The sequence below is a fragment of the Rhodococcus sp. MTM3W5.2 genome (assembly GCF_001984015.1).
In the GTDB taxonomy this organism is placed as follows: Bacteria; Actinomycetota; Actinomycetes; order Mycobacteriales; family Mycobacteriaceae; genus Rhodococcus_G; species Rhodococcus_G oryzae.
On the sequence record NZ_CP019572.1, the window covers coordinates 5,275,285 to 5,292,558 of the forward strand.

Consider the following 17,274-nt stretch of genomic DNA (forward strand, 5'->3'; position numbering starts at 1 on the left):
CGCGCCCGGACCCCGGCCGTCCGGGAGGAGGTTTCACGTGAATCACCGTGTCCGGCCGGGCGACCACCGGAGCCGACGAATTCTCCCTGAGCGCAACCCTCTCGCGGGCCCGCGCAATGACCTATGTTGACCGGATGACCATGGCTCCCCCACGGCTGAGCAGATCGACCGTCACCGGCTACTCGCTCGGCTCGGTCGGCACCGGAGGCTTCGCCACACTGCCCGGGCTGGTACTCGCCTACTACCTCACCGACACGCTCGGGGTCGCCGCCGCGGCGGCCTCGATGGTGGTGTTCGTACCCAAGGCACTCGACGTGCTGATCAACCCGTACATCGGGTCTCGCAGCGATGCCGACGCGGCCCGCACCGGGACCCGTCGCCGCTTCCTGCTCCTCGGCGCACTGACTCTGCCGGTGTTCTTCGCGCTCACCTTCGCGGTGCCCGCAGGCGCATCCACCCTCGTCGGCTGCCTCTGGGTGACCACGGCCTTCATCCTCGCCGCGATCGCCTTCGGACTGTTCCAGGTTCCGTACATCGCGCTCCCCGCCGAGCTGACCGAGGACTATCACGAGCGGTCCCGGTTGATGTCCTGGCGCGTCGCGGTGCTCGCCGTCGCGATCCTGCTGTTCGGTGCGGGCGGCCCGGAACTGCGCGAACTCGGCGGCGGGGGCAGGACGGGATACCTGCTGATGGCTGTGATCGCCGGGTTGACCCTCGGACTCGGCATGCTCGGCGCCTGGCGGATCGCGCCGCGCAGCGTCGGCGTCGTTCACACACCGGTCGAGGCGTCGTCGGGCCACGGGCTCGCCGACAGCCTGGCCGCGGTGCGCTCGAGCGGCCCGTTCCGATTCCTGCTCGGCACCTTCGCACTCCAGGCCCTCGCCATCGGCAGCATGCTCGGCGCCGCCCAGTACGCGGCCACCTACGTGCTCGATTCCGAGCGCGCGGTGTCGATCCTGTTCGCCGCCCTGGTCGCACCGGCACTGGCGGTGATGCCGATGTGGATCCGGCTGGTGCGGGCGTGGGGCAAGCAACGCGCGTATTTCCTGGCATCGGGCCTGTTCCTGGCATCCTCCGTCGCGATGCTCGGTCTGATCGCCGTCCCCGGGCCGTGGGTGTATGCGGTGGTGGCGGTGGCGGGGATCGGTTACGCCGGCATGCAGATGCTGCCGATGTCGATGTTGCCGGACGTGATCAGCGACCACGAGAACACCACCGCCGGATCCGTGCGCGCCGGCGCCTTCAGCGGGGTGTGGACCGCCGCGGAGACCCTCGGTCTGGCGCTCGGCCCCGCCGTCGTGCTCGCCATTCTCGCCGTGACGGGATTCGTCTCCTCCACCTCCGACCACCCCGTCGCGCAGTCCGACGGGGCGATCACCGGCATCGTGATCGCCCTCGCCGCCGTGCCGGCGGTGCTCGTGGCCGCGAGCATGATGACCCTGCGCGGGTACCGACTGGCAGCCGAAGAACTGAACAGGAGCAGCAAGTGATCTTCGAACGCAGCACCGCCGAGGTGCTCGCCCAGCTCGATGAGCTGAGGAAGGCGGACGCCCCGACCGAGGGCGGGCACCTGCTGTCCTACGTGTACGACCCCGGGGTCGCGGAACTTCACGAGGTGGCGGCGGAGGCGGCCCGAAAGGCACAGCCGCTCAACGGACTCGACCCCACCACCTTCCCCTCCGTCGCTGCGCTCGAGCGCGACCTCATCGCGACGGCCCGCGACGTGCTGGCCGCCGGCGTACCCGACGTCGTCGGCAGCGTCACCAGCGGCGGCACCGAGAGCTGCATCCTCGCGGTCAAGTCGGCCCGGGACACCTGGCGCGCGAGCACCGGAAGCGAGGCGCGGCCGACCCTGGTGGTCGGGTCCACCGCGCACGCCGCGTTCATCAAGGCCGCGCACTACCTGGACCTGCGACTGCGGGTGTTGCCGGTGGATCCCGACACCTGCAGGCTGCGCGCCGAGGACGTGGCGGCCGCGCTGGACGAGACCGTCGCTCTGGTGGTCGCGTCGACGCCGTCCTATCCGCACGGCGCCCTGGATCCCGTCGCGGAGATCGCGGAAGTCTGTGCGGCCCAAGGGGTCGCCGTGCACGTCGACGGTTGCATCGGGGCCTGGGTGCTGCCGTGGTGGCCTGGAGCCGAGGACCGCCCCGCCTGGGACCTGCGGGTGCCTGGCGTCGCGAGCATCTCGGTGGACCTGCACAAGTACGGCTACGCCCCGAAGGGGGTGTCGGTGTTGCTCTACCGGGACCGCGACCGTCATCGGCGTCAGTGGTTCGCGACCAGTGCCTGGCCCGGCTACGCCGTCGTCAATCCCACCATCCTCGGCTCCAGGACAGTGATGCCGATCGCCGCGGGCTGGGCGGTGTCGCAGACGCTCGGGCGCACGGGGTTCGCCGAGCTGACCGGGCAGATCGCCCGAGCGGCCGAACAGGTGCACAAGGCGATCGACGGCATCGAGGGGCTCCGGGTCGTGGGCGATCCGATCGGCCCGCTGCTCGCCGTGGCCGCCGACCCCGATGTCGGCGCCGGGCGCAGCGTGGATCCGCACCGCTGGGCGGACGCCGCGAAGGACCTGGGCTGGACGCTGCAGCCGCAGCCGGGGCGGACCCAGTCGGACGGCACCACGCTGCCGCGCACCACCCACCTGACCCTCACACCGGTCACCGAGCGGGTCAGCGTGGAGCTGTGCGACGCGCTGGTCGAGGCGGCGGATGCGGTGCGCGGCGTGCCGGGCGCGCAGGCACCGGCCGACGTGGTCGCGGCCGCCGGGCAGATCCGGCAGGAGGACCTCACCAGCGACAATTGCGCCGCCGTCCTCGCCCTCGTGGGGCTGGAGCCCGGCGGCGGACTGGACGGTCCGCTGGCCGAGGTGCTGGCGCTGATCGAGGCGCTGCCCGAGCCGGTGGCCGAGCGACTGCTGATCGAGTTCCTCGCGCGGTTCATGGAGTAGGCGCCTGCGGCGCCTGTGCGTGATCGACACCCCAGTCGGGGTACAAATCACTCACAGGCGGCGCAGCGGCATCAGGCTCCCTGCGCCTGCCACATCCAGTGCAGCTGCTCGAGCCGCGCGGTGATGGCGATGAGCAGGTCCTGGGTGACCGGGTCGGCCTTCTCGGTGAGCTCGATGCGGGCGCGGAGGCGTTCGATGACCGCGGCCAGGTTCGCCACGATCGCCTCGATCACGTCGGTGTCCTTCGTCCAGCCCGCGCCGAAGCCCTTTGTCCCCGCGTCCGCGGCGACCGTGGCGGACCGGCCGTCGGGGCTGACCCCGACCGCGGTCGCACGCTCGGCCGCCTGATCGGTGAAATCACGTGCGGCGGCGACCAGTTCGTCCAGTGAGGGATGAACCGACAGGAAGCTCCGACCGATGACGTTCCAGTGCGCCTGCTTGGCGATGAGTCCGAGGTCGATCAAGTCCACGACGGTGCCCTGTAGGGCCTCCCCCGCGATCTGCTGCTGTCCGGCGTCGAGGGTGCTGACGATGGGGCTGGTGGTCATTGACTCACTCCTGCGGTTTCGTATGCGTTCGGTTCCGTAGTGAGCGCGGATGACGTCATCGGCACTCACTACGGTCAACGTCCGGCCCTGGCATCCGTTCCCGGATGTGGCGAAGCGCACATCGCGGAAACGAAACGGCTACCCTTGCGCCGCACCGAGGACTCCTCACCATCGGCTACTTCTGACCTGCGCGCACGCCCTCCTCCACCTTCTTGCCGAGGTCCGCGTCCACGTTCCTCCAGTACTCGAAGACCTTGGACAGCACCGGTTCCCGCACCCCGTTCAGCACGTGGCCGACGATGTTGCCGACCAGGCGCTCGCGCGCGGCGTCGTCGAGCACCTCGCGAACGAGCGTTCCGGGCTGCCCGAAATCGTCATCCTCTGGGTGCTTGATGTAGTCGAATCGCCCGAAGTCTCCCGACGCCTCCCACGCGGCAGGCGGACCGGCCAGGGACTCGTCGGCCGCGGGTCCGCCATAGCCGTTCGGCGCGTAGACCGGGGTCTCCGGCGAGTTCCAGCTGTACCGCATGGCGCCGTCCTTGGAGTACGAGTTCACCTGCGCCTTGGGCCGGTTCACCGGAAGGTCCATGTAGTTGGTTCCGATCCGGTACCGGTGCGTGTCCGCGTAGGAGAACACCCGGCCGAGCAGCATCTTGTCCGGCGAGAACCCCACGCCTGGAATGACATTCGACGGCTCGAAGGAGGCCTGCTCGATCTGGGCGAAGAAGTTCTCCGGATTGCGGTTGAGCGTCATCCGGCCGACCTCGTGCAGCGGGTAGTCCTTCTGCGACCACACCTTGGTCAGGTCGAACGGGTTGAACCGGTACTTCTCGGCGTCCTCGTACGGCATCAGCTGCACCTTGAGCGTCCAGCTCGGGAAGTTCCCGCCCGCGATGGCTTCGAACAGGTCCTTGCGATGGTGGTCGGGGTCGCTGCCTGCGAGGCTGTCCGCCTCGGCCTGGGTGAGGAACTCGATGCCCTGGTCGGTCTTGAAGTGGAACTTGACCCAGACACGCTTGCCATCGGCGTTGACCCACATGTAGGTGTGCGAGCCGTAGCCGTTCATGTTCCGCCAGGTCCTCGGGATGCCCCGGTCACCCATCAACCAGGTCACCTGGTGCGCGGATTCCGGCGAATTCGTCCAGAAGTCCCACTGCATGTTGTTGTCGCGCAGGCCGGAGTCGGGCATCCGCTTCTGCGACCGGATGAAGTCCTGGAACTTGATCGCGTCACGCACGAAGAACACCGGGGTGTTGTTGCCGACCAGGTCGTAGTTGCCCACCTCGGTATAGAACTTCAATGCGAACCCACGCGGATCACGCCAGGTGTCCGGGCTGCCCTGCTCGCCCGCCACGGTGGAGAACCGGGCCAGCATCTCGGTCTTCTTGCCCGGCTGGAAGCAGTCGGTCATGGTGTGGGCGCTGACGTCCGCCGTGACCTCGAACTCGCCGAACGCGCCGCCGCCCTTCGCGTGTACGACCCGCTCCGGGACGCGTTCGCGGTTGAACTGGGCCATCTTCTCGATCAGGTAGTGGTCGTGTAGCAGCACCCCGCCCTGCGGACCCTGGGTCAGCGATCGTTCGTCGCTCGCGACGGGGATACCTGCGTTGGTGGTCGTTGCTCGCTGACGTGCAGCGTTCATGACGAACCTTCCTTGGCTAGTGAATCTGAGCTGCCTGCTCGCTCGCCGCGGCCTGGCACCGCGGGCAGCTTCCCCAGAACACGACCTCGGCTTCGTCGATCACGAATCCATGGGTATCCGAGGGCTGCAGGCAGGGGGCGCGGCCGACGACGCAGTCGGAGTCGAACACCGCGCCGCAGCCGCGGCAGACCAGGTGGTGGTGGTTGTCCCCGGTTCGTACCTCGAACCGGGCGGGCGAACCCGCCGGTTCGAATCGGCGGAGTATCCCGGCGGCCACGCAAGCCTTCAGCACGTCGTACACGGCCTGGGTGGACACGGAGCCGAGCTCCCGGCGCGCCTCGGTGGCGAGCCGATCGACATCCGAATGTGGCTGCGCGGCAACGGCATTCAATACAGCAACTCGTGGAGCGGTCACCCGGAGTCCCGCCGCGCGCAATTGCGCCCGGGGATCGAGGTAACCGCCGCCGTGCCCCATGCCCCCAGTATGCGCCGGTCCTGGAACACATCAAAGAAACGGACCAGCCGATCGACGACCGGGCATCATCGGCCTCGGAGCGAAGGTGGCGGCACGCTGACCTCGGTCGACGCGCCGCAGACACGATGAAGGGCCGCCCGAGAAGTTCGGGCGGCCCTTCGGGTCGACGTCCCACAGGCGCCTCTCGGCGAGTGGTCGCACGAAGCGACTAAAGGGGTGAGGCCCGGGCATGTCCGGACGTCGACGAGGGGTTCAACGGGCGCGGGCCCGAGTTTGTTCCCCGGTTCGGCGCCGGCCGGCGCCGAGCCGGTGACCACCGCATATGACCCGGATACACGTCCGCCCGGACCGGGAGATCCCGGTCCGGGCGGATGGTCGTGCTCGGTGTCAGCTCAGCGCTTTGATGGCCTTCGCGACGCCCTCGCCGTAGGCCGGGTCACAGGCGGTGCAGTTGTCGATGTGCCGCTGCACGACCTGGTCCGAGGCGCCGTTGATGGCTCGCGCGGTGTTGTCGAACAGCACCTGCTTCTGCTCGTCGCTCATGTTGTTGAACAACACCCGTGGCTGCGAGAAGTAGTTGTCATCGTCCTCGCGGTAGTCGAAATGATCCGCGATCGCGCCGACCGCCTGCGCCGGGTTCCGGTACTGCGGCTGCTCCTGCCACTTGCCGTAGCTGTTCGGCTCGTAGTGCAGCGAGCCACCCTGGTTGCCATCGACCCGCATGGCGCCGTCCCGGTGGAAGTTGGACACCGGGCTCCTTGGCGCGTTGACCGGGATCTGGAAGTTGTTCACTCCCAGCCGGTAACGCTGCGCGTCACCGTAGGAGAACAGCCGGCCCTGCAGCATCCGGTCCGGGGAGAAGCTGATCCCGGGCACCACGTGCGCGGGGTTGAACGCGGCCTGCTCGACCTCGGCGAAGTAGTTGTCTGGGTTGCGGTTGAGCTCCCACTCGCCGACCTCGATCAGCGGGTAGTCGCCCTTCGGCCAGACCTTGGTGAGGTCGAACGGGTGGTACGGCACCTTCGCCGCGTCCGCCTCCGGCATGATCTGCACACACAGCTTCCACTTCGGGAAGTCGCCTGCCTCGATGGCGTCGAACAGATCGCGCTGATGACTCTCGCGGTCGTTGCCCACCAGCTCGGCGGCCTCCGCGTCGGTGAGGTTCTTGATGCCCTGCTGGACGCGGTGGTGGAACTTCACCCAGAAGCGCTCGCCCTCGGCGTTGATGAAGCTGAACGTGTGCGAGCCGAAGCCGTGCATGTGCCGGTACGAGGCCGGGATGCCGCGGTCGCTCATCACGATCGTCACCTGGTGCAGCGACTCCGGCAGGTTCGTCCAGAAGTCCCAGTTGTTGTTGGCGCTGCGCAGGTTCGTGCGGGGATCGCGCTTGACCGCGTGATTGAGGTCAGGGAACTTCAGCGGATCGCGGAAGAAGAAGACCGGGGTGTTGTTGCCGACGAGGTCCCAGTTGCCCTCCTCGGTGTAGAACTTGACGGCGAAACCGCGGATGTCGCGCTCGGCATCGGCCGCACCGCGCTCACCCGCCACCGTCGAGAAGCGCGCGAACAGCTCCGTCTTCTTGCCGACCTCGGAGAAGATCTTCGCGCTCGTGTACTGGGTGATGTCGTTGGTCACGGTGAACGTGCCGTATGCGCCGGAGCCCTTGGCGTGCATGCGCCGCTCCGGGATGACCTCGCGGTCGAAGTGGGCGAGCTTCTCGAGAAACCAGACGTCCTGCAACAGCTGCGGCCCCCGCGGGCCTGCAGTGGCGACATTCTGATTGTCGGGCACCGGTGCGCCGACCGCCGTGGTCAGCTTCTCGTCGGCGCCCTTGGTGTGCTGAGGATCAATGCCATTGCTCATCTAGTGGATCCCTTCCTTACTCTCCGCGCCTCGCGGTATCAGCACGCACTCGGCTGTGGACCTCGGTCAGAATTTCCAATCCGGGCAGGGGCGACCCACCGCGACGTTGGGCTGCGCGGCGTTGGGGCTGTGACTCGGTCACCCCTTCCCACTTATACATCTTTCCCCGAACAAGGCGAGAAAGGGCGAAAGGGGCGAATTCGGGAGCCGTCCTTGTTCGTTCACCCGACACTCTCCCGCACTGCGCGTCGAGTCTGATAGTTCTCGGCGTCGAATCTCTTTGTCCGGGACCGATACCGGAAGGTGAAGGTGGGCCACATCACCGAGTTGCGCCCCTCCTTGTCGAGGTACCAGCTCGAGCATCCACCGGTGTTCCATACCGTGCTTCGGAGCTGGCCTGCTATCTCCTCGTTGTAGCGCGCCTGTGCAGCGGGAAGGACCTCGACGACCCCGCCGCCGTCGAGGTGCGCCAGCGCCCCGTTGATGTACGCGGCCTGCGACTCCAGCATGTACACGATCGAGCTGTGCCCCAGGTTCGTGTTCGGCCCGTACATGAGGAACAGGTTGGGGAATCCGACGACGGTGGTACCCAGGTACGCCCGGGGCTGCCCGACCAGTGCTGCGCCAGCGTCCGTCCGTCGCGACCGCGGAGCTGCCGGGCCACGGGCGGTTCGGTGGGCGAGAAGCCGGTGGCGAAGATGATCGCGTCGACCGGCGTCTCCGTGCCGGCGCCGTCGACGACGCCTCCCGCGGTGACCCCGGCGAGCCCCGAGTCGATCAGGTCGACGTCGGCTCGGGCCAGGGTCCGCAACCAGTCGTTGGACAGCAGGATCCGCTTGCAGGCGATCGTGAACTCCGGCGTCAGCTTTCGTCGCAGCGCCCGGTCGGGCACCTGCCGCCGCAGGTGCGCCGCGGCGAACAGCCGGAAGGCGGGCAACAGTCGCGGCGCCTTGGCCATCGCGACCACGTATCCCTCACGAGCGGTGTAGATGGCCGCCCGAACAATCTTCTGCGTGAGCGGAATACGGCGATAGAGCCGCTTCTCCATGCGGGAGAGCGTACGGTCGCCGCGCGGCAGGACCCAGGCGGGCGTGCGCTGGAACACGGTCAACCGTTCCACTCGGTCGGCGATCTCCGGCACGAATTGCACGGCAGAGGCGCCCGTCCCGACCACTGCCACCCGCTTCCCCGTCAGGTCGTAGTCGTGATCCCAGGTCGCCGAGTGGAACAGCCGTCCCCGGAACGTCTCGATGCCCGGCACGTCCGGCAGCCTGGGCGTCGACAGCGCACCCGTCGCGGCGACCAGGGTCTGCGCGGTGAGCTCGCCCAGCGAGGTGCGCACCCTCCAGGTGCCCACGGCGTCATCCCACGACGCATCGAGCAGCTCGCATCCGGTCAGGATTCGATCACGGATCCCGGTGACGGCGACCATCTTCCGCAGGTATGACTGGATCTCCGGCTGCCGGGCGAAGGTATGACTCCAGTCCGGGCTCGGCGCGAACGAGAACGAGTACAGGGCCGTGGGGACGTCGCACGCGCACCCGGGGTAGGTGTTGTCGCGCCAGGTTCCGCCGATGTCGGCGGCCCGCTCGATGACCAGGATGTCGGCCGCCGGATCATCGCGCAGCACCCGCTCGGTGACCGCGAGGCCCGCGAACCCGGCGCCAACCACCAGGACGCGGGCGTGGCCCGGCAACGCGAGCGGTTTCGGTGTGGCGCTCACTTCATCACCAGGCCCTTCCACACCGGGAGCAGCCGCTCCCGGAGTTCACTGTCGGATTCGGGGGTGCGGAACAGCGCCGAGACGGCGAGGCCTCGGGCCAGCTCGATGCTCAGGTCGATCGCGTCCACGCCCATCCGCTCGCCCATCACCTCGGCGCTGCCGAGCCGCAGGGCGTCGCCGACCTTGCGCTCGAGCGGAATCATCGCCTCGTGCAGACCCGGATCGGTGCGCGCTGCCACCCACAGCTCGAGTGCGGCGTAGAACAGCGGGCCGGTGAATGCGTCGACGAGGGTCTCGATCCCGTGGTCGGGATCGGGCCGGGCGTCGAGGATCTCGGCCAGCCGCTTCTCCACCAGGTGCTCGACTGCGGCGACCACCAGCGATTCCTTGGTCGGGAAGTGATGCAGCTGTGCCCCTCGGGAGACCCCGGCCCGGCGCGCGATCTCCTGGGTGCTGGTCCGGGCGTAGCCGACCTCGACGAGCAGCGCGATCGCCGCGTCGAGCAGCTTCGTACGGGTTGCAGCCGTTCGTTGCGCTTGGGTGCGCGGGCCCTGTTCGGTGTCCTGGGTCACACCGACGACCGTAGCGGGAGAATTAAAAACAGTCCAGACTGTTGCTAAGTCTGATTCTCGACGTCGGGCGACGACCCCTCGACCTCGGCCGACGGTGCCCCCGCCGCCGCGGCCACTCCCGGCCGGGCCAGCACCTCGACGGCGATCAGCGCGAGCAGGGCCAGCAACGCGATCGTGAACACCACAACCCCGGACGGATAGGTCCAGAAGACCAGCACCGCGACGGCGATCGCGACGATCGCCACCCGCAGCGGGACCCGCAGTCGCGCGGTCCACACCTCGAGCTGGGTCGGCGCCCTGCCCTCACCCGTTTTCCTGATCTTGTCGACACCCCGGGTGAACCCGCGACGCACCGCGAGCGCGGAGTTCGAACCACCGGTCAGGAAGCCGATCAGCGCGACCACGATCCCGGCCACGAACCACGCCCGCACCATCGTCTTGAGCGGGGCCGCCACCGCGTCCACCACCGCAGCGGCCGCCGCCGGGGACAGCACGTCCGACGGGATCTCGTCGATGTACACCGCGCGGGCGATGTGGAGCGACACGCTCAGCAGTGCCATCGCGATCGCGGCCCCCAGCCCCACCAGCGACAGGGCCCGCAGTCGCCTGCCGTGCGGCGCAGCGAACACCGCCCCGATCGCCGCGAGCACCGCCAGCCACGGCAGCCAGGTGGCGGCCTTGTCCAGGGCGTTGACGGCCCGCTGCGCCTTCACGAGGTCAGCGGACTGGAAGATCACGAAACTCGCATTGACATCGGGAATCTTGTCGGCGAAGGCGAACCCGCGCTCGGTCAGATTCTCCTTGACGGTCTTGAGTATCGCGTCGAGCGGCACGCTCACCGTGCCCTTCTCGTCGATCTCGACGACACCGGTCTCGCCGGTCGCGACCGCCACGAGGTTCTCGTGCGCGATCCGGTTCGCATCGATCCACGCGCTCTCGAACTGATCGCTGGCCACCAGCGAGTGCACGGTGTCCCGGATGAACCCCTCGGCCTGGCCTGCGATCACCGGGGCAAGGCCTACCACCTGCGGCGGCACCCGCGGCGCGTTCTCCGTCAGCGCCGACAGCGCCTCCTGCGTGATCTTCTCGACGTCGAGCCGGGTGAATATCTGGCGCGTCACCTGGTCGGTGATCTCGTCCTGCACTGCCGGATCGGAGCCGAGCGGCGCCACGGTCGCCACGTACCGATCGGTGTCGAGGATCTCGCTCCTCGTGAAGCGGGCCAGCACCGAGGTCAGCAGCAGCACCGCGACCAGGACGATCAGGAGCGCGGACGCGGTCCAGCGCAGCGCGCCGCCGATCCCCCGCCGCTCGGCGACCTCGGTCCCTGCGACCCGGGCTTGTTCGGTCGCGGCGACCTGAGCGCGCAGGCGGATCAGCTCCGCCCGCTCGTCGGCATCGAGCGGCTTCGCATCGTCGGTCGGCGTCATAGAAAAAGCATGCGGCCTCGGGCGGCGATTCGACAGCGCCGATCCGCAATCTCACCCGCACCGGATGAGGGAAAACAACGCGGCGTCCCGGCCCCCTCGGGTCCGAGACGCCGCGAGGCGACGACGAACTGCTAGGACTCGACCCGGGTCGAGTTGGCGTCAGCGTTGGCGTCGGCGAGCAGGTTCCGGATCTCGGTCAGGAGCTCGATGTCCGTCGCCTCCTTCTCCTCCTCGGTCATGAAGCGTTCCTTGACCGAGTTGAACGGGACGATGAGCACGAAGTACACGACCGCCGCGATGAGGACGAAATTGATCACCGCGCTCAGCACGGCACCGAGGTTCACGAAGGTCTCGGGGCTGTCGGTGATCTGGAAACCGAAGCCCATCTCGTTGGATCCACCCAACGACGCGACCAGCGGATTCACGATGTTCTCGGTGAAGGAGGTCACGATCGCGGTGAAGGCAGCTCCGACCACGACGGCAACGGCGAGGTCCAGCACGTTGCCCCGCAGGAGAAATTCCTTGAATCCCTTGAGCACTTGTTGGTCCTTTCGTTGTGAACAATTCAACCAATTATCACGGAATGATATAGGCCAGCGAAGCACCGTACATGATTCCGCGCCCCATTTCACCCACAGAGGATGACGCGATCGGCGAATCCCGCGCCCTAACGTTTGCGTCATGTCCTATGACCCCAACCGACAAGCGACGGCCGTCAAGACGATCGCGATCGTCTCGCTCGTCGCGATCGTCCTGACCGCAGCACCGATCCTCGTCGCGCTCATCTTCTGATCCGCCACCCGACCGACACCCCACCGAAGGAACCCATGGACGACAAGAGCCCCGGAGGCTGGGGCGTTTTCGCCGGCCTCATGCTGATCATGACCGGCACCTTCAACGCGGTCGAGGGCATCGCGTCCCTCACCGCGCCCACCCGGCTGTTCGTCGGGGAAGAGAAGATGCTGATCCTCGACTACGACCGCTGGGGTGGGTGCTCATCGCCTGGGGCGTCCTCCTCGTCGTCGGTGGTGGCGCGCTGCTGGCCGGGGCCACCTGGGCCCGGGTCTTCGGTGTCACCCTCGCGCTGCTGAACGCGGTCGGGCACCTGACATTGATCGGCACCCAGCCCTGGCTGTCGATCCTGGTGATCGCCATCAACATCGGTGTCATCTGGGGCCTGACCGCCGGCTGGCCGGCGAACCGGGCGCCTGCGCAGAGCGCCCCCGCCTGACGCAGTCCCACCTGTGCCCGCCGCCCGTCCCACCACAGGACGGGCGGCGGGCACACGTTTTTCACCTACCCCGGATGAGGAGTCCGGCTCGACGGTCGCGTTGACTTGACCACCGTGAAGTCCTCGAAACTCTCGGTGAGCCTCGCCAAGGAAGCACTGGAGGTCCGGAAACAGACCGCCAGGGGCTGGCTGAAGCGAACCTCGGCCGGGCGCACGGTGGCACGGATCATCAAGGGAATCGTGGACATCGAGCTCGCCGACCGCGCAATGACCCTGGCCGCGCAGGAATTCACCTCGGTGCTGCCGGTCATCATCGCGGTCGGCACCATCGGGGACCTCCACGCCGTCGGCGGCACCATCTCCGAGCAGCTCGGGTTCGATCCCACCGGACTTGACCTGTACGCCATCGCCCCCGGCGCGCTCGAAGAGAGCACGCCGACGTTCGCCACCTTCGGCGTCATCGGCATGGTGATGGTCATTCTCAGCGGGACGTCCTTCGCCCGAGCGTTGGGCCGGCTCTACGGGAAGATCTGGAACATCCCGACCCTGTCCATCCGCGGCAGCTGGCGGTGGGTTGCCGTGCTGTTCGCGGTCGCCTCGTCGGTGGCGCTGCTCAGCGTGGCCCGGCAACTGGCCGGGATGGACTGGGTAGGGCCGCCACTGGCGTTCGGCACCGAGCTGGCCATCTGGTTCGGGCTCTGGGCCGTGGTGCCGTACCTGCTCACCGAGGGCAGGCTGGCCGGCCGGGTGCTGTGGGCCACCGCCGCGCTGACCGCGCTCGGGCTGGCCCTGCTCCGCATCGGGGACGGATCTACCTGCCGATGGCGGGCGCGTCCGCGCAGGAGAAGTTCGGCTCACTCGGGCTGGTGTTCACCACCATCACCTGGATGTTCGTCCTGTCGGGCGTCGTCGTCGCCGCGGCGACGATCGTCAAGGCCGTGGCCCTGGACGAGGGCTGGATCGGGCGACTGCTCCGCGGTCCCGCCCCGGTCCTCGAACCGGCGAACGGCGCAGGCATCGCCGAGGCAGCCGTCTGAACTGTCACCGGCGCCGCCACCCGCGAATGTGCACCTCCCGACGCCCGCACTCGGGCGATGCGACGGCAGGTGCACACTCGGCGGACGGTCAGCCGACGAGCAGCTCCGCGATCTGAATGGTGTTGAGCGCGGCACCCTTACGCAGGTTGTCGCCGGAGACGAACAGCGCCAGGCCACGACCGCCCGGCACGCCCGGATCCTGACGGATGCGGCCGACCAGCGACGGATCGCCGCCCGCCGCCTGCAGCGGGGTTGGCACGTCGACCAGCTGCACACCGGGCGCGGTCGCCAGCAACTCCTTGGCGCGCTCGACGGACAGCGGGTTGCCGAACTCGGCGTTGATCGAGAGCGAGTGGCCGGTGAACACGGGCACCCGGACACAGGTGCCGCTGACCAGCAGGTCGGGCAGTCCGAGGATCTTGCGGCTCTCGTTGCGCAGCTTCTGGTCCTCGTCGGTCTCGCCGCTGCCGTCCTCGACCAGCGAGCCGGCCAGGGGGATGACATCGAACGCGATCGGGGCGACGTACTTGTTCGGCTCCGGGAACGTCACTGCGCTGCCGTCGTGCACCAGCTTCTCGACGTCGTCGATCACCGCGCGGGCCTGGGTCGCCAGCTCCTCGACGCCTGCCAGGCCGCTGCCGGACACCGCCTGGTAGCTGCTGATGATCAGCCGCTGCAGTCCGGCCTCGTCGTGCAGCACCTTCAGCACCGGCATCGCGGCCATCGTGGTGCAGTTCGGGTTGGCGATGATGCCCTTCGGCGGGTTCTTCGCCTCCTCCGGGTTGACCTCGCTGACCACCAGCGGGACCTCGGGGTCCTTGCGCCAGGCGGAGGAGTTGTCGATCACGGTCGCGCCAGCCGCGGCGAACCGCGGGGCCTGGACGCGAGAGAGGGTCGCACCCGCCGAGAACAGCGCGATGTCGATGCCCTTGAGGTCCTCGTCCGAGGTCGCGGCGGTGTCCTCGACCACGATCTCCTCGCCGCGGAACGGCAACTTGGTCCCCGCCGAGCGAGCGGACGCGAAGAACCGCACCTTGTCCGCGGGGAAGTTGCGTTCCGCGAGGAGCGCGCGCATGACCGCGCCGACCTGTCCGGTCGCGCCGACTACAGCAACAGTTGTCATCTCTAGCGTCCCGTTCCCGCGTGGACGACGGCCTCTTCGTCGCCGCCCAGATCGAATGCCTTGTGGATCGCGCGCACCGCGTCGTCCAGATCGTCGTCGGCGACCAGCACCGAGATGCGGATCTCCGAGGTCGAGATCAGGTCGATGTTGATGCCTGCCTCGGCGAGCGCCTCGCAGAAGGTGGCCGTGACGCCCGGGTGGCTCTTCATGCCTGCGCCGACCAGCGACACCTTGCCGATGCGCTCGTCGGAGAGGATCTGGGTGAACCCGATCTCGCCCTGCAGCTCCGTCAGCTTCTCCACCGCGGCGGGCACATCCGTCTTCGGCAGCGTGAAGGTGATGTCGGTCTTGCCGGTCTCCACCTTCGAGATGTTCTGCAGCACCATGTCGATGTTGATCTCGGTCTCGGCGACGGCGCGGAACACCTTGGCCGCGTAGCCCGGCACGTCGGGCAGCCCGACGACGGTGACCTTGGCCTCGCTGCGATCGTGCGCGACGCCGGTGAGGATGGCTTCTTCCACGGGAATGTCCTCCATCGATCCGGACACCATGGTGCCGGGCTTTGTGGTGTACGAGGAACGAACGTGCACGGGCACGTTGTAGCGGCGCGCGTACTCGACGCAACGCAACATGAGCACCTTCGCGCCGCACGCGGCCATCTCCAGCATCTCCTCGAAGGAGACGGTGTCGAGCCGCTGCGCGTCGGGCACGATTCGCGGGTCCGCGGTGAAGATGCCGTCCACATCGGTGTAGATCTCGCAGACGTCGGCCTTCAGCGCGGCGGCGAGGGCGACGGCGGTGGTGTCGGAACCGCCGCGACCGAGGGTCGTGACGTCCTTGCTGTCCTGGCTGACGCCCTGGAACCCGGCGACCAGGACGATCGAGCCGCGGTCGAGCGCGTCCCGGACGCGGCCAGGGGTGACGTCGATGATCTTCGCGTTGCCGTGCGCGCCGGTGGTGATGACCCCGGCCTGCGACCCGGTGAAGGAGCGGGCCTCTTCGCCGAGGGAGTGGATCGCCATGGCCACCAGCGAGTTGGAGATGCGCTCGCCCGAGGTCAGCAGCATGTCCATCTCGCGGGCGGGCGGGCCGCCGGGGCACACCTGCTGAGCCAGGTCGAGCAGCTCGTCGGTGGTGTCGCCCATCGCCGAGACCACGACCACCACGTCGTTGCCCGCACGCTTGGTCTCCACGATCCGTTCGGCGACGCGTCGGATGCGCTCGGCAGATGCCACCGAGGATCCGCCGTACTTCTGCACGACGAGCGCCACGCTAATCAACCTCCGGATCTGGGAACTGGGTACGAAGTCCAGTTGGCAAGCTTACCGACGACACCGGGCTCGCTCGCAGTCAGCCGGGGCGACCGGGCGACGCCCGGTTACCCGACGGGACACTAGTGCTCCCCGACCCCCTGCGCAGGCCCTTTCGTGGTGGCACAGTAGCCGAGTGGAATTTCCCAGGCGAACCCATATGCAGGCAATGCAGGAACGGTCCTCCGTCTCCCCACTCGAGCTGTTCTTCGACCTCGTCTTCGTCTTCGCGTTGACAGGCGTCACGGCGCTGATGGCCGACGACACCTCGGCCAGGAACCTGGTGCGCGGCGTGCTGGTGATGGCGGTCCTGTGGTGGAGCTGGATCGGCTACGCGTGGCTGGCGAATGTGGTGCGCGCCGACGAGGGTTTCGCGCGGGTGGCGATGTTCTTCGCGATGGGCTCGATGTTCATCGTCGCGCTGACCATCCCCGAGGCCTTCGACGACCTGCCCGGCGGTCTCTCCGGCCCGGTGGTCTTCGCCGTCGGCTACTTCTTCGTCCGGCTGATGCACCTGGTCACCTTCTGGATCGCGAGCGCGGGCGACCCCCAGCTGCGCGGCCAGTTGCTCCGGTTCGTCCCGTCCATGGTCGCCGGCACCACCCTGCTGCTGATCGCGTCCCAGCTCACCGGCACCGCGCAGACCCTGATGTGGCTGGCCGCGCTCGTCGGCGACTACCTGGGCACCCTGCTCGGCGGCGAGGGCTGGCGGCTGAACTCCCCGAGCCACTTCGCCGAACGACACGGGCTGATCATCATCGTCGCGCTCGGCGAGTCCATCGTGTCCATCGGCATCGGGGTGACAGCGCTGCCCATCGCCTGGCCGATCGTGGTCGGCTCGCTGCTCGGGCTGGCAGTCAGCGGGCTGCTCTGGTGGGCGTACTTCGACACCACCACCCTGGCCGCCGAGCGCGCCCTCTCCGAAGCCACCGGCGCGACGCAGATCAAGCTGGCGCGCGGCGGGTACACCTTCCTGCACCTACCGATGGTGGTCGGCATCGTGCTGATCTCGCTGGGCCTGAAGAAGGTGCTGAACTACGTCGGCGACGGCAGCCATCACACCCTCACCGACCCCCTCTACGGCATCCCGCTGGTGGCGCTCTTCGGCGGCGCGGCGCTCTTCCTACTGGGGTTGGCCGCCTTCAAGGCGTACGTGACCAGGCTGATGGGGCCGGTCAACCTCGGACGGATCACCACCGCGGTCGTGCTGGTGGCGCTGATCCCGCTGGCCTGGCACCTGCCAGCGCTGGCCTCGCTCGGGCTGCTCGCCGCGGTCCTGCTGGGGCTCATCCTCTTCGAGACGGTGCGCTTCGCCGAGCACCGCGACGAGATCCGGCACGGCGCGCACTGACCGATCCCGGGTGTTG

General features: G+C 68.3%; 16 protein-coding genes and 1 pseudogene. 5 read left to right on the plus strand and 12 right to left on the minus strand.

Annotation, left to right across the window (positions count from 1 at the left end):
• Positions 1 to 134 precede the first annotated feature (134 nt).
• On the plus strand, positions 135 to 1,490 hold the full coding sequence (locus tag BTZ20_RS24115; protein WP_077043954.1) for an MFS transporter: 1,356 nt from the start codon (positions 135 to 137) through the stop codon (positions 1,488 to 1,490).
• Positions 1,487 to 2,953 carry a pyridoxal phosphate-dependent decarboxylase family protein gene (locus tag BTZ20_RS24120; RefSeq protein ID WP_077043093.1) on the plus strand — a complete coding sequence of 489 codons (1,467 nt, stop codon included), beginning with the start codon at positions 1,487 to 1,489 and terminating at the stop codon, positions 2,951 to 2,953. Before BTZ20_RS24115 ends, BTZ20_RS24120 begins: the two co-directional genes overlap by 4 nt.
• A gap of 71 nt (positions 2,954 to 3,024) precedes the next feature.
• On the opposite strand, the gene BTZ20_RS24125 is transcribed toward BTZ20_RS24120, so the two are convergent.
• From BTZ20_RS24125 to mscL, 8 genes and pseudogenes are all read right to left on the minus strand, one after another.
• Positions 3,025 to 3,501 carry a Dps family protein gene (locus BTZ20_RS24125; protein ID WP_077043094.1) on the minus strand — a complete coding sequence of 159 codons (477 nt, stop codon included), beginning with the start codon at positions 3,499 to 3,501 and terminating at the stop codon, positions 3,025 to 3,027.
• A 175-nt stretch (positions 3,502 to 3,676) separates the two neighbouring features.
• On the minus strand, positions 3,677 to 5,143 hold the full coding sequence (locus tag BTZ20_RS24130; RefSeq protein WP_077043095.1) for a catalase: 1,467 nt from the start codon (positions 5,141 to 5,143) through the stop codon (positions 3,677 to 3,679).
• Positions 5,144 to 5,159: 16 nt separating this feature from the next.
• A complete protein-coding gene (locus BTZ20_RS24135; RefSeq protein WP_077043096.1) occupies positions 5,160 to 5,618 on the minus strand; it encodes a Fur family transcriptional regulator in 459 nt (152 codons plus the stop codon).
• A 387-nt stretch (positions 5,619 to 6,005) separates the two neighbouring features.
• Positions 6,006 to 7,481, minus strand: coding sequence for a catalase (locus tag BTZ20_RS24140; RefSeq protein ID WP_077043097.1), 1,476 nt, complete (start codon positions 7,479 to 7,481; stop codon positions 6,006 to 6,008).
• A 221-nt stretch (positions 7,482 to 7,702) separates the two neighbouring features.
• Positions 7,703 to 9,204 (minus strand): annotated as a pseudogene (locus BTZ20_RS24145) (flavin-containing monooxygenase).
• On the minus strand, positions 9,201 to 9,776 hold the full coding sequence (locus BTZ20_RS24150) for a TetR/AcrR family transcriptional regulator (protein ID WP_077043098.1): 576 nt from the start codon (positions 9,774 to 9,776) through the stop codon (positions 9,201 to 9,203). The pseudogene BTZ20_RS24145 and the gene BTZ20_RS24150 overlap by 4 nt, the downstream one beginning before the upstream one ends.
• A gap of 44 nt (positions 9,777 to 9,820) precedes the next feature.
• On the minus strand, positions 9,821 to 11,206 hold the full coding sequence (locus BTZ20_RS24155; RefSeq protein WP_077043099.1) for a hypothetical protein: 1,386 nt from the start codon (positions 11,204 to 11,206) through the stop codon (positions 9,821 to 9,823).
• A gap of 131 nt (positions 11,207 to 11,337) precedes the next feature.
• Positions 11,338 to 11,745 carry a large-conductance mechanosensitive channel protein MscL gene (gene mscL / locus BTZ20_RS24160; RefSeq protein ID WP_077043100.1) on the minus strand — a complete coding sequence of 136 codons (408 nt, stop codon included), beginning with the start codon at positions 11,743 to 11,745 and terminating at the stop codon, positions 11,338 to 11,340.
• A 452-nt stretch (positions 11,746 to 12,197) separates the two neighbouring features.
• On the opposite strand from mscL, the gene BTZ20_RS24165 reads away from it, so the two are divergent.
• Positions 12,198 to 12,437, plus strand: coding sequence for a hypothetical protein (locus BTZ20_RS24165; RefSeq protein ID WP_077043101.1), 240 nt, complete (start codon positions 12,198 to 12,200; stop codon positions 12,435 to 12,437).
• 65 nt (positions 12,438 to 12,502) lie between these two features.
• Here the strand turns inward: BTZ20_RS24165 and BTZ20_RS28690 are convergent, their stop codons facing one another.
• Positions 12,503 to 12,916, minus strand: coding sequence for a hypothetical protein (locus tag BTZ20_RS28690; protein WP_223263495.1), 414 nt, complete (start codon positions 12,914 to 12,916; stop codon positions 12,503 to 12,505).
• 39 nt (positions 12,917 to 12,955) lie between these two features.
• Positions 12,956 to 13,237, minus strand: coding sequence for a hypothetical protein (locus BTZ20_RS28695; protein WP_223263496.1), 282 nt, complete (start codon positions 13,235 to 13,237; stop codon positions 12,956 to 12,958).
• Between the two features lie 21 nt (positions 13,238 to 13,258).
• Between BTZ20_RS28695 and BTZ20_RS28700 the strand changes: the two genes are divergently transcribed.
• Positions 13,259 to 13,474 carry a hypothetical protein gene (locus tag BTZ20_RS28700; protein ID WP_223263497.1) on the plus strand — a complete coding sequence of 72 codons (216 nt, stop codon included), beginning with the start codon at positions 13,259 to 13,261 and terminating at the stop codon, positions 13,472 to 13,474.
• An 88-nt stretch (positions 13,475 to 13,562) separates the two neighbouring features.
• On the opposite strand, the gene BTZ20_RS24175 is transcribed toward BTZ20_RS28700, so the two are convergent.
• Both BTZ20_RS24175 and BTZ20_RS24180 read right to left on the minus strand, forming a co-directional pair.
• Positions 13,563 to 14,597 (minus strand): aspartate-semialdehyde dehydrogenase, encoded by a 1,035-nt coding sequence (locus tag BTZ20_RS24175; RefSeq protein WP_077043102.1) that lies wholly within the window; start codon positions 14,595 to 14,597, stop codon positions 13,563 to 13,565.
• A gap of 2 nt (positions 14,598 to 14,599) precedes the next feature.
• Complete coding sequence (locus tag BTZ20_RS24180; RefSeq protein WP_077043103.1) at positions 14,600 to 15,868, minus strand: aspartate kinase; 1,269 nt, start codon at positions 15,866 to 15,868, stop codon at positions 14,600 to 14,602.
• Between the two features lie 208 nt (positions 15,869 to 16,076).
• On the opposite strand from BTZ20_RS24180, the gene BTZ20_RS24185 reads away from it, so the two are divergent.
• Positions 16,077 to 17,258, plus strand: a complete 1,182-nt coding sequence (locus BTZ20_RS24185; protein WP_083742821.1) for a low temperature requirement protein A — start codon at positions 16,077 to 16,079, stop codon at positions 17,256 to 17,258.
• Positions 17,259 to 17,274: the final 16 nt, after the last annotated feature.

Bases quoted from the DNA above. Each gene is read 5' to 3' on its own strand.
- BTZ20_RS24115 (WP_077043954.1), top strand. From the start codon at position 135: ATGACCATGGCTCCCCCACGGCTGAGCAGATCGACCGTCACCGGCTAC.
- BTZ20_RS24125 (WP_077043094.1), bottom strand. From the start codon at position 3,501: ATGACCACCAGCCCCATCGTCAGCACCCTCGACGCCGGACAGCAGCAG.
- BTZ20_RS24130 (WP_077043095.1), bottom strand. From the start codon at position 5,143: ATGAACGCTGCACGTCAGCGAGCAACGACCACCAACGCAGGTATCCCC.
- BTZ20_RS24135 (WP_077043096.1), bottom strand. From the start codon at position 5,618: ATGGGGCACGGCGGCGGTTACCTCGATCCCCGGGCGCAATTGCGCGCG.
- BTZ20_RS24140 (WP_077043097.1), bottom strand. From the start codon at position 7,481: ATGAGCAATGGCATTGATCCTCAGCACACCAAGGGCGCCGACGAGAAG.
- BTZ20_RS24155 (WP_077043099.1), bottom strand. From the start codon at position 11,206: ATGACGCCGACCGACGATGCGAAGCCGCTCGATGCCGACGAGCGGGCG.
- BTZ20_RS28690 (WP_223263495.1), bottom strand. From the start codon at position 12,916: ATGACCATCACCATGCCGATGACGCCGAAGGTGGCGAACGTCGGCGTG.
- BTZ20_RS28695 (WP_223263496.1), bottom strand. From the start codon at position 13,237: ATGCGGAGCAGGGCCAGCCCGAGCGCGGTCAGCGCGGCGGTGGCCCAC.
- BTZ20_RS28700 (WP_223263497.1), top strand. From the start codon at position 13,259: ATGGCGGGCGCGTCCGCGCAGGAGAAGTTCGGCTCACTCGGGCTGGTG.
- BTZ20_RS24175 (WP_077043102.1), bottom strand. From the start codon at position 14,597: ATGACAACTGTTGCTGTAGTCGGCGCGACCGGACAGGTCGGCGCGGTC.
- BTZ20_RS24185 (WP_083742821.1), top strand. From the start codon at position 16,077: ATGCAGGAACGGTCCTCCGTCTCCCCACTCGAGCTGTTCTTCGACCTC.